This window comes from Veillonella sp. CAG:933 (genome assembly GCF_000431435.1).
GTDB lineage: Bacteria > Bacillota > Negativicutes > Veillonellales > Veillonellaceae > Veillonella_A.
The window spans coordinates 1-10,700 of sequence record NZ_HF986147.1 but is presented as its reverse complement, the minus strand read 5'-3'; the positions used below and the strand labels follow the sequence as shown (position 1 = coordinate 10,700).

15 protein-coding genes are annotated in these 10,700 nt (G+C 42.9%); 7 read left to right on the top strand and 8 right to left on the bottom strand.

Going from position 1 to position 10,700, the window contains the following annotated elements; genetic code table 11:
• Positions 1 to 19: 19 nt before the first annotated feature.
• The 6 genes from QZL64_RS02065 to QZL64_RS02040 all read right to left on the bottom strand — a co-directional run bounded on the left by QZL64_RS02065 (position 20) and on the right by QZL64_RS02040 (position 3,017).
• Positions 20 to 208: a hypothetical protein gene (locus QZL64_RS02065; RefSeq protein WP_021840390.1), complete on the bottom strand. Its 189-nt coding sequence runs from the start codon at positions 206 to 208 to the stop codon at positions 20 to 22.
• Positions 209 to 220: 12 nt separating this feature from the next.
• Complete coding sequence (locus tag QZL64_RS02060; protein WP_014128598.1) at positions 221 to 787, bottom strand: DUF2815 family protein; 567 nt, start codon at positions 785 to 787, stop codon at positions 221 to 223.
• 13 nt (positions 788 to 800) lie between these two features.
• Positions 801 to 1,928 (bottom strand): DUF2800 domain-containing protein, encoded by a 1,128-nt coding sequence (locus tag QZL64_RS02055; protein ID WP_021840389.1) that lies wholly within the window; start codon positions 1,926 to 1,928, stop codon positions 801 to 803.
• Positions 1,918 to 2,229: a glycoside hydrolase family 18 protein gene (locus tag QZL64_RS02050; protein ID WP_014128600.1), complete on the bottom strand. Its 312-nt coding sequence runs from the start codon at positions 2,227 to 2,229 to the stop codon at positions 1,918 to 1,920. The genes QZL64_RS02055 and QZL64_RS02050 overlap by 11 nt, the downstream gene beginning before the upstream one ends.
• Entirely contained in the window at positions 2,216 to 2,386 is a 171-nt protein-coding gene (locus QZL64_RS02045; protein WP_021840388.1) for a hypothetical protein, read from the bottom strand. Before QZL64_RS02045 ends, QZL64_RS02050 begins: the two co-directional genes overlap by 14 nt.
• Positions 2,387 to 2,516: 130 nt before the next feature.
• Entirely contained in the window at positions 2,517 to 3,017 is a 501-nt protein-coding gene (locus QZL64_RS02040; RefSeq protein WP_021840387.1) for an RNA polymerase sigma factor, read from the bottom strand.
• Positions 3,018 to 3,398: 381 nt separating this feature from the next.
• On the opposite strand from QZL64_RS02040, the gene QZL64_RS02035 reads away from it, so the two are divergent.
• Genes QZL64_RS02035 through QZL64_RS02025 form a run of 3 tightly spaced genes read left to right on the top strand, consistent with a single transcriptional unit; the run spans position 3,399 to position 6,619 of the window.
• Positions 3,399 to 4,340 carry an ABC-three component system protein gene (locus QZL64_RS02035; RefSeq protein WP_021840386.1) on the top strand — a complete coding sequence of 314 codons (942 nt, stop codon included), beginning with the start codon at positions 3,399 to 3,401 and terminating at the stop codon, positions 4,338 to 4,340.
• On the top strand, positions 4,333 to 4,794 hold the full coding sequence (locus QZL64_RS02030) for an ABC-three component system middle component 2 (RefSeq protein WP_021840385.1): 462 nt from the start codon (positions 4,333 to 4,335) through the stop codon (positions 4,792 to 4,794). The genes QZL64_RS02035 and QZL64_RS02030 overlap by 8 nt, the downstream gene beginning before the upstream one ends.
• Positions 4,787 to 6,619: an AAA family ATPase gene (locus QZL64_RS02025; RefSeq protein WP_021840384.1), complete on the top strand. Its 1,833-nt coding sequence runs from the start codon at positions 4,787 to 4,789 to the stop codon at positions 6,617 to 6,619. Before QZL64_RS02030 ends, QZL64_RS02025 begins: the two co-directional genes overlap by 8 nt.
• Before the next feature lie 180 nt (positions 6,620 to 6,799).
• On the opposite strand, the gene QZL64_RS02020 is transcribed toward QZL64_RS02025, so the two are convergent.
• Positions 6,800 to 7,024: an N-6 DNA methylase gene (locus QZL64_RS02020; protein ID WP_296309154.1), complete on the bottom strand. Its 225-nt coding sequence runs from the start codon at positions 7,022 to 7,024 to the stop codon at positions 6,800 to 6,802.
• Complete coding sequence (locus QZL64_RS02015) at positions 6,973 to 7,491, bottom strand: type I restriction-modification system subunit M N-terminal domain-containing protein (protein WP_021840383.1); 519 nt, start codon at positions 7,489 to 7,491, stop codon at positions 6,973 to 6,975. Before QZL64_RS02015 ends, QZL64_RS02020 begins: the two co-directional genes overlap by 52 nt.
• Before the next feature lie 385 nt (positions 7,492 to 7,876).
• On the opposite strand from QZL64_RS02015, the gene QZL64_RS02010 reads away from it, so the two are divergent.
• The 4 genes from QZL64_RS02010 (at position 7,877) to QZL64_RS01995 (ending at position 10,632) form a co-directional block, all read left to right on the top strand.
• Complete coding sequence (locus QZL64_RS02010) at positions 7,877 to 9,316, top strand: Y-family DNA polymerase (RefSeq protein WP_021840382.1); 1,440 nt, start codon at positions 7,877 to 7,879, stop codon at positions 9,314 to 9,316.
• Entirely contained in the window at positions 9,313 to 9,696 is a 384-nt protein-coding gene (locus tag QZL64_RS02005; protein ID WP_021840381.1) for a hypothetical protein, read from the top strand. Before QZL64_RS02010 ends, QZL64_RS02005 begins: the two co-directional genes overlap by 4 nt.
• Positions 9,686 to 9,979: a DUF5960 family protein gene (locus tag QZL64_RS02000; RefSeq protein ID WP_021840380.1), complete on the top strand. Its 294-nt coding sequence runs from the start codon at positions 9,686 to 9,688 to the stop codon at positions 9,977 to 9,979. The genes QZL64_RS02005 and QZL64_RS02000 overlap by 11 nt, the downstream gene beginning before the upstream one ends.
• Before the next feature lie 230 nt (positions 9,980 to 10,209).
• Positions 10,210 to 10,632 carry a hypothetical protein gene (locus QZL64_RS01995; protein WP_021840379.1) on the top strand — a complete coding sequence of 141 codons (423 nt, stop codon included), beginning with the start codon at positions 10,210 to 10,212 and terminating at the stop codon, positions 10,630 to 10,632.
• Positions 10,633 to 10,700: the final 68 nt, after the last annotated feature.

Below are 10,700 nucleotides of genomic sequence, written 5' to 3'. Positions count from 1 at the left end.
CGCCGCTATTCACTACTACTTATTTCCGGAAGGATTCCATCTGCTTGCGGTGGTACTCTTCTTCCCGTTCATCCCGGTGCCGAGCCATTTCTTCATCCCGCTGGTCTTTTTTGATATCCGTATAGATCATAGCCACGAAGAATCCTCCGGCGCACAGTGCAACCAGGCAGTACAGGCCATCCAGAATCAGTCTCATCATAGTTTCCATAATCACGCCTCCTTATGCCAGGAAATCATCATCGTCAGCCGTAGCGAAGTCATCTTCTGCACGCGGCTTGCCGCCAAGGGGTTCACCATCACGGATTTTCTGCAGGTTGTTCAGGCCGCAGGCGATGCCCTTGTTGCCATTGCTGTTGAAGGCATAGAAGTTGATGGATGCACGGCCATAGACGCCGGAGTAGACTTCAGAGCGTTCCAGGATATGCTGGCAGTCAGCATCAACGATGCCCGGCTTGGTCGCCGAGTTGGCATTGACGAAGAAGCTGTCTTTATAGGCATCATCGCCCGGGCGTTCCAGGTCGCCGTCACGGAGCGGCGTTTTGATGGCTTCGAGAGCCGGTACAGTGCGGCCATTGCCCTTGAGCTTGCTTTCGCCTTCTTCGTAAGCAGCCTTGATGGCAGCGCGGATTTTTTCTACGGTCTTTGTATCCGACTTAGGGATGATCAGGCTGACGCTGTATTTCGGCGTACCGCCGTTGATGGACTTCGGTTCCCAGACGTTGGCGTAAGACCAGCGCGTATTGACTCCGGTGATTACCTTGCACGGATTGACGTAGTTGTTAGACATAGTAGTTTCCTCCTTAATTTGCAGCGTTAAAATCATCAGCCGCCGTATGCATCGCCGGACGCTTGTCCGATTCCGGTACCAGGACCGGTTTTCCCTGCGGCTTTTCGACTAAATTTGACAGCAGTTCTTCGAACCGCTTCTTGCCGAGCTGTTTTGTCATTGCCGTGATGCCGAGCAGCTTCTTTTCATATGGGTCGAAGCCCGCTTCTTCCACTTTGGCGGCGACTGCTTCTTCACTTACGTAGCGGCGGTTCGACCGGCCTTCGACCAGTTTCCATCCGTCCCACTGCTTGCCGGAAAGGGCTTGCTGCAATGCGTATTCCTTGACATCCCCGGCCCAGTTCACCAGTTCATCGGCCCTCTCCAGGACGGCTTCGATTTCTTCATCCTGCAGCGTGGACGGGACGGCAAAATCATACCGGGCCAGTTCCAGATTGTACTCGGCCCGCTTGCGGCAGGTTGCCTTGATCTTGCAGAAGCGGCAGTGGTCACCGGCTTTATATTCGCCCTCACCTTTCGCCGCCAGTTCTGCCGCAGGCTTCAGCACCGTTTCGGCCCACTGGAGCAGTTCTTCCTTGCTCATGGTGCAGGTGCTGACGTTGTCCCGGCGGGGCTGGAAGATCGTCATGGACACCTGGCGGATATCATAGATGCCATCAAACAGGTTCAGCGCACCGAGGGCATAGCACATCATCTGCGGATTCTTCTCGGAATCCACCAGGACTCCCAAGCCATGCTTGTAATCGATGACTGTCAGGGTATCGTCGGCTACGATGAGGCAGTCGCCTGTTCCAAAACCGCCTGGCACCCACTGGGAAAAGTCCAGCCGCTGTTCGATCATGATCATCGGGTCCTTGCAGGATGCTTTGGCTGTGGCCAGGCATTCCATGACGAACTGCGCGTATTCATCAGTGCATTCCGCCATCTCCTCATCAAAGTACGTGAGTCCCTTCGTCGGATCTTCCAGTTTCTGCCCCAACGCCGTCTTCACCTTGAATTCGCAGAGCGTATGGGCATCCGTTCCCTGGCGGGCGAATTCACTGGAGGTATCCGGCAGCTTGGCACATTCCTTCGCAGACGGCGGGCAGGCCAGCCAGCGGTAGCAAGAAGATGCGGACAGCACCGCATGTTTATCCGGCATGGCCAATCACCTCCAGTTCCTTCAGGAACGCTTCATACTGTGCCGCATCAATGCCGGACAGCTTGTCCGCCCCGTACTTCTGGATAAGGCTGCGAACTTCGTCCGTGAATCCCTTGCGGGCCTTGTCGGCAGCGACTTTGCGGACATCTTCCAGTGTCAGCGGCTTTTCCAATTTCTCTGATTTCGCTTCCGAAGCTGTCGGATTATCTTCTTTCACCGCCATGGCCTCGGAAATCTTCAGCAGTGCCTTGCCGCAATCGCCCAGGGCCGCTGCCAGTTTCTGCAGTTCATCGTTTGTCATACGGATTGACTCCTTTCGCACATCTTTGCATTGATAAGAGATGGATGTTCCTAGCGATACTGCGGGTCGTGGCGCTGATGGTCATCAGCACCGCCGCCAGTTCCCGGTCCAGCTTTTGCTGCTGAGCCAGTTTTTCAGGTGTCTGTGTGTACATCATCTTGGGTTCCTCCTTCCTAAAGGGCTTCTTCGTTCGCCCTCCACCAGTAATAGGACAACCGCATCATCGTTAAGTACCGATTTTCCAAAAAAATCCGGCCGCTTTGTTCGCAGCCGGATTCCCTGGCTGTTTAGCGATAATCCTTGAGACGGTCCTGCAGTAACGCGTAAAGCTTATGTTTCCGCTTGTTGACGGCTTTCTGACTCAGCCCGACTGACTCCCCGACCGCCGCTTCGCTGAAGCCATCGGCAATCATCGTCAGGATGGTCCGGTCAATGTCTTGCAGTGCAACTAGTTCTCGCCGGAGAGCTGTCAGCAACTCTTTTTTCAGGACAATCTCCTCCAAGTTGAAGTCACATTCCGGTTCCAGCTTGAATTCATCATGGAGCTTGTCAGCGGATACTTCATCATCTCCATGTCGCTGTTTTCTTTTGTCTTCACGCCAGATTGGCCGCATGTAAGCGCGATACTGTTCTTCAGTTGCCGGAATCAGGACAGTACGTACCTTACGGCAGCCGATTTTTGACCAGCGGACTTCACAGTCCTTGTACTCCTCGGTGATGACGTTTTCTGAAGTGAGTTCCAGAGGAATGTAGTACTTTTTGTCTTTGTTTGTCTGTAGATTGGCCATGCGCGATCTCCTTCGCATAATGCGAAGCGAGAATCCACGCAGGCAGCCTGTCGAAATTGACCATAAGATGCATCCTCGCTTCTATGGCCAACCATCCCAGTAGGCTGACGTGATTAACTTTCCAGACCGTCTCCCAGTTCTGGGCACATCCGCGTCCGGATGTGAACGTTGAGACGGAAATTTCATTCAAATGTCTTTATAAGCTCATCTAATTCCCCAAGGTATGATAAAATATAAGTAATTCATGGTGTTTCCTTGGTTGTCCAGATGCTTGCTCATTGGTTCTGCCTTAATTCTAGCAATTCACGCTCATTAAAAATCGGACTGGACGGACAGCCTCGGACAATTTCGGACTGGACTACTTTAAAGGTGGTGTAGCACTTGAAATTTTCAGAGTTTACTTCTGGCTTACTTCCTTTTTGCATCGGACAAATGAAGAAAGAACAATATTTTAATGAAATCATCGGGAATTTCATCCAAGATGCTGCTATGGACTCATGTCCTATCCTTCATAAGAAAGCCGATACAAAATATCGATTTTTAAGAGGTACTCGTAAAATCCAACCTGCAGATGCGAAATACCTTTACGCTAATCGTGACAAGGAAAAGTTTTCTCATTGGATTGCTGATAGAACCGAAGAATGTGATTCTTATGATGCGGTAGCAAAATGGCTGCACGATAATGGAATAGGCAATTCTTGTGTCGACGACGCTTGTGCTGATTTACTTGAAAATATTATTTTGTCGCTTATAGACAACTCAGCAACAAATAGTGAGTTTTCTAATGATTCCTCCGGTTTTACTCACGACATATCTTTAATTGAGGATATTGAGAAAAAAATAAAATTGCTTCCTCGTCCGAGTTCTATCCCGGTTCCGAAAGAAGCAACTGAAAACGAAAAAATATATATTGATGAATTATATAGAGCCTATGGTGATGCAGAAGGTCTCCCATCATTTTCAAAAAACGATTTAGGTGATTATCCTGATTATGCCGATGACCTCGATGATCGTCGAGTTGACTATTATTCTGCCGCTTCTATTCAAAGGGGCGTCTTGGAATTAGGTAGCAATAGACTTTCCAATCAGTTTGACGTACTCAAAGAAGAAATTTTTGATGGGGTAAAAGATACAGCCAGAAAATCCCACCCCAATGGATACGAACGAATGCTGTCGGTAATGGAACAAGCCGTAAAAATATCTGCCCCAAATTATCTATTAAGCTCATCCCCTTATTGGATTAGCGGGAAAATAAAAAAGGGAGTATGTCATTATCTTGTCAATGATCATAAATTAAGGTGGGTCAAGAAAAAACATGGATAATACTAAGGCTATTAGCTCTGCCTTTGAAATGGCATTGCGTGTCCTGCTCTTATTAAGCAAAGTTAAAAATCGTTCAATAACGATTATGCAAATATGTGAAGTTGATTTCATTGCCGTATACGCAGCAGATTTTGGATTGCTGGACGAAAATCTGCATGGGTACGGAACTTACAGATTCAGCGAATTTTTAGCACGAAAGTCAATTGTATCGAAAGCCGTGAAAAACCTAGTTCTTAAAAGATGCATAAGGTTTAAGACATCCAAAAAAGGTTATTTATTCCAAATAACTCCTAAGGGTCTTGATTTTGTTAACGAACTTAAAGTTTCATATGCTGAAGAATATCGATTAGCTGTTGAAACTGTAGTAGATGCCTATAGGTTGTCAGAGTCATATATGTTAAAAGAAATCAATCGATATACACTCCAGTCTTTGCAGGAGGATGCTCATGAATAGATTTTATTTGAATAAATTGATAGTTTCTGGTGGACAACACCAAAGTTCCATAATTGAATTTAATCCAGGATTCAACCTTATCATTGGCCCATCCAATACCGGGAAAAGCTTTATAATGGATTGTTTGGACTATGCTCTTGGAGCATCACCAAGCAAAACGCATCCATCTAAAGTTCTTGATGCCAATAATGGATATGAATTAATATCACTGGAACTTACAACTCAAGGAGGGTCCGTAACACTTAATAGAAAAATTGGTGATAGTAAAATAGAAGTAATCAGTTCAGATCCATCTATTAAAAACGGACGTTATAGTGTTTCCAATACAGCTAAAAAAAATATTAATTCTGTATTTCTATCTCTTTTGGGGATTGATTCTGAGCATAAAATCCTATCTTCAGAGAAAGGAACCACCCAAAATTTATCCTGGCGAACCATATTACATTTTTTCTTTCTTCGCCAGGCTGATATTGCCAGAGAAACCTCTCCACTTATCACGCCCGGATGGAACGCACCGACACCGTCAATAGCTACCCTTTTATTTTTATTAACTGGTAAAGACGCTAATAATTTGCAAAAGCAAGAAGATCCGGCTATAAGCAAGGCAAAGAAAAAAGCTCTTCTCACATACATACAAGAGAAATTAGATGATTTAAGTAAGCGACGGGCTGAATTAGAAAAAGCCGCATCTCAATGTGAAATTGTAGATATTCCTAATGCCATAAAAGAATTGAAAAAACAAATTCAACAAATTAAAAATCACATTGATACAGCCGTATCCAAAGGACATTCCATCATGTCTAAGATTTATGATTTAAATGGTAAACTCTCTGAATGCGAAACTGTAATTCACAATTTTTCCATTCTCCATCAACAATATCAATCAGATATACATAGATTAGAATTCATAATAGATGGTAGCTTAGCATCTCAGAAATTTCCTACAGTTGCACACTGTCCGTTTTGCAATTCCAAAATCACCACCCCACCTGATACTAAATACATAGAAGCATCTTCTGTAGAACTGAAAAAAATAAAGACTCATATTGAAGGATTATTCAAAGCTAAAGAAAGCGTCGAAAAAAAGAGACAGGGGGTGCTACTGAATATAAAAAAACTAGAGGAACAAAAAAATAAAATTGATTCATTGATATCGAATGAACTTACTCCCCAGTTATTCAATATTCAACAAGAATTGGAAGAAAAAATGAATTTCATGCGAATTTCTGGCGAACTGGAATGTCTACAGCAAAATGAACTTCAATATAGGAAGGAATTGTTCGATAAAGAAACTGAAGAAGACCCAGTTATCACTAAACGAAAAATAGCCGATTTCTTTGACTATGATCTTATTCACGGATTCGAAGAAAATCTAATAAAGATTCTAACTGCGTCCAAGATTGGTGGCGCCAATACCGCGCGATTAAACATGCAAAATTTCGACATTGAAATAAATGGTAAGAGTAAGCCAGCTACAATGGGCGGTGGCTTTTGTGCACTTCTTAACACAATAACTACTTATGCTATGAGTGAATACATTATCGAGCAAAACGGCTATGCTCCATATTTCTTTGCATCCGACTCATCGTTAACCCAATTATCAGAATCTGAACAAATCCAGAAAGCAAACACTATTAAGCATAATTTCATTCAGTATCTGGTCGAACATGCGTTATCTCGCCAAGTAATCATGATTGAACAAAAAGAACGGATGCCTTTTATTCCTAAGGAAAATCCAGCCAATGGGATTCATATAATTGAGTTCACCGGAAATAAATATGTAGGCCGATACGGTTTTTTAAATGATGTATTTAATATCGAATAAGATTACCCTTTTGTAATATGAAAAAACGGCAGTAACGATAAAAAGCTATCGTTACTGCCGTATTCATATTGCTCCCCACCAGTTTTCATCCTCAACATACGTCAGCTCTATTTTCGGGCATAAAAAAAGCCGGCTTTCTGCCGGGATACATTAAAACCTCGCTAAATATGGAATTTTAGGCTATGCATACCTTCCTTTAAATTGTATCAATCCCAAGCATCTTTGCTCATAAATTTTGATGTTTTCACGACCTCTTAAATGATTAGCTACCACTTCAGACATAAGCAAAGACACTTCGTGCGGCGTGTAAAATTCCCCTGCTTTTTTACCGGCATTAGCTGCAAAATTAGAAATCAAATATTCATAGATAAAGCCAAGAACGTCATAGTCCTGCTTTTTATCCATCGGAATTTCGTTAATAAGCTGTGCCAAATCACTAACGGCCTTCGTCTGCGATTTCGTGTTTTCACCCAATTTAGAAAGGCCTGTTTCGAGGGTATTAAAAATCCCGTCAAATACTTTTTATGGGACGGTGAAATCAGACGTGTAAAGGATGATAAAGCAGTTCGCACATTGTCTACCGAGAAATCTGCCCCCATTTGAATCCATGTGGAAAAAAGGTCTTTATACGCAATAAAATAGCCTAGATTCTTTTGAACCGTACGCACCGTTTCATCGTCATCCTCGTTTACGTATTCTTTGATGTCTTCCGGCGTGTATTCTTGGGATAAAAGCCACTGTTCTTCTTTGTCCGACAAGTATTTATAAAAAATGAAACCAAGGATATAATCCTTATACTCATTCGCTTCTATCTTAGACCGCATGCGGTTTGCAGACTCCCAAATCTTGGCAGCTAACTGCTGTTTGTTCATAAATCCATCCTCCAAATAATACCCTTTAAGCAAAAAAAGGCAAAAAATTTTTATTTTACGCTGTTGTCAAGCGTAAGTCTATATGAATATATTATATGAAAAATAACTTAATAAGCCAATAGAAAAACGTAAGAACAGCACCGAAGGACGTGGAACGCCACCTTGAGGCAACAACCAAAAAGAGAAAACCAGCCGGAGATAATTCGGTCGAATTCGACCGAATTAAACTTTCTAGCAATAAATTAACTAAAATTGCAGACTCTTAATACCTTTAAATTTTTACCTTTTAGCCAAACAACCATTCTTATTTTCTACCATTGACTCAAACGTTTATTCGATGTATTATTTTAGTAAAGAAGTTATTACGTAAAAAGGAGGTGCCATCATGGGCTATATTAATTACGACTTGGAGCCCCGCTCAGACATTGCGTTTGTCGACATGAAGTCATTTTACGCCAGTGTCGAATGTATTGAGCGCGGTTTAAATCCCCTCACAACTTCATTATGTGTCATGAGCCGGGCCGACAATTCCAAAGGCCTGATTTTGGCGTCCTCCCCAACGTTCAAACATGTCTTTGGCAAGCAAAATGTAAGTCGTTCCTACGATTTGCCTTTCGATATCGAAACCAGGAAGTTTAATTTACGCCGTGCCCTTAAAGAAGGCTTGCCCATTACGCCCGACTTCATCAATTATATCGAGAGCTGGGCCAAACGCACCTTAATCGTGCCGCCGCGCATGGGCCTTTATATTATAAAAAACCTCGAGATTCAACGCATTCTGCGCGAGTACGCTGCCACCGAAGATATTTGCCCTTATTCTATCGATGAAGGCTTTGTAGACCTTACTCGATCTTTGAAGTATTTTGTGCCCGATCCGCGTTTAAGTCGCCGTGAAAAGCTGGATATTCTCTCTGCCAAAATCCAGCATGATATTCGCCAGCGAACCGGTATTTTCTCTACCGTCGGTATGTCGAATGCGAACCCGTTACTTGCCAAACTGGCTCTCGATAATGAAGCTAAAACGACGTCTACTATGCGTGCCAACTGGTCGTACGAAGATGTATCCACTAAAGTATGGCAAATTCCCAAACTAACTAACTTTTGGGGCATCGGCAGTCGCATGGCTCGCCGTTTAAATAATCTTGGCATTCACTCCATCAAAAAGCTGGCTAACTGCAATCCGGATATTCTTCAAAAAGACTTGGGCGTCATCGGCGTACAGCTCTGGTTTCACGCCAACGGCGTTGATGAAAGTAACGTACGTGAACCGTATACGCCACAATCCAAGGGGTTAGGCAACTCACAAATCTTGCCTCGTAACTACACAAAACAAGATGAAATCGAGCTCTTGCTCAGCGAGATGGCGGAACAGGTGGCTATCCGGCTACGCCGCAGCCATCAGCAAACACGTTGTGTGTCCGTTTATATCGGTTTTGCCAAAGAAAGCTATTTTGAACAACGGTCTCGCGGTTCTTTCCAAGCACAGATGAAGATTGAGCCGACGCAGCTGACCGATGAATTGACGCGCCACGTCATTAAATTATTCCGAAAACATTATAAAGGAGAAGCAGTTCGTCAAATCGGCGTTCAATATAGCCAGTTCATTCCGGAAGCCTTACAATCCATTTCCCTCTTCGACAATCCGGATACGGTGCGCAAAAGTCACAGCCTCCAACATACCATTGATGATATTCGCCGTCTGCACGGTTTCTTGGCCATTCAAAAGGCATCGGTTCTCTTGGATTCATCCCGTGCCATTGCCCGCAGTAAACTCATTGGCGGTCATGCAGCCGGTGGTGCCGGCGGTTTGGATGGTTTAGTATGATTGACCGCTCCTATTTGCCATTCAAATCCGCCCGTGCCTACAAAGACCGCAAAATGGCAAAATGGATGGGCTTCTTTTTATCCGACCACCAAACGGCCTTACTGCAATCTCATATGAATCTTGAAATCGATGAATCCATGAGTCTTGAAGAACGTTTAACCTGGCTGGGTCGACTCTATGCCGGTCAATACACGGCCACATTTGAGGTACGCGTGCAACGTAAAGGTCAACCGCTCACCACAAGCCGTATCACAGGCAAAGTTTATGATCTCAGTTTGACTGAAGTCACGATTAAACACCAAGATGATACCTTTACAACCTTACCTATAGATACTATTAATCGCATTACAACCGAGGAGATGGCAAACGATGGAATCTAGAGAATTTCAACGTAACCAATTACAATTTTCATACTTTTCACCGAACTATCTGAAATTTGAAGAAGATTTTTATGAATATTCTGCCTTGGATACACCGCTAACCTTTTTAACCGATGATATTCTACAAAGTATGGCCCATTCACAGCAAAATTACTTCAAGCTCAACAAGGAAAATGCCAAAGATAACCGCAACCATTATTTCTATTTTAAAATCCATGCCGTCGAAGGCAAACGCCTTATTAGGCAATATATTTATGACGGTCATTCGTTAACAAAAAGATAATCTGTAATGTTATAAACAGGTTAGCTATATAAGAGAAGACTGTTAGTATTGTACTCCAAATTTTAAAGGGGTCGAATTCACCCCCTTTAAATCAGAGGTTTCGATATAATGTAAATAATTTTGAAAATATTCAATTTCATGTTGCCATTTAAATGCTTATTTTCTGTTTTTAGATTACAATATAGATAACTACTAACGTATCATAAAAATATTACACAGGAGTTTATATTATGAGTATGGGCTACGGCGGTTTTGCTAAAAAAATATCAGAAGACGACGTATCTGTTTCTTACGAATATGGCAGTTTTAACCTCAATATACCAAAATATATAAATAAAGAGAAAATAAGCGACGGTCTTATCACAATCAATAAATCTGCTTTTATTAAAGCTGAAATACATCAGCGAATTCGCCGCCGACCTTCCGGTCGTAAACGATTAGAAACAAAACAAATTATTAAAGCGGTAGATTGGAATAAAGAATTTTCTCTAGGCAATATAACTTTTAAAAATTGTAGTCATTGTTGGCACGCCAATCATATTCCTCTTTTAGATATACAAATCGACATAACAATTCTTAAAATACTGCGTAGAATCTTTGAATATTATCAAAAAACCGGAGAAATTCCTAATCAACTTGAATATTTCGTATAAAAATCATTATTAATAAAAAAGCAACCAAAGGCATTTTATGATCTGCACCCATTTTCTTGGACAGAAGT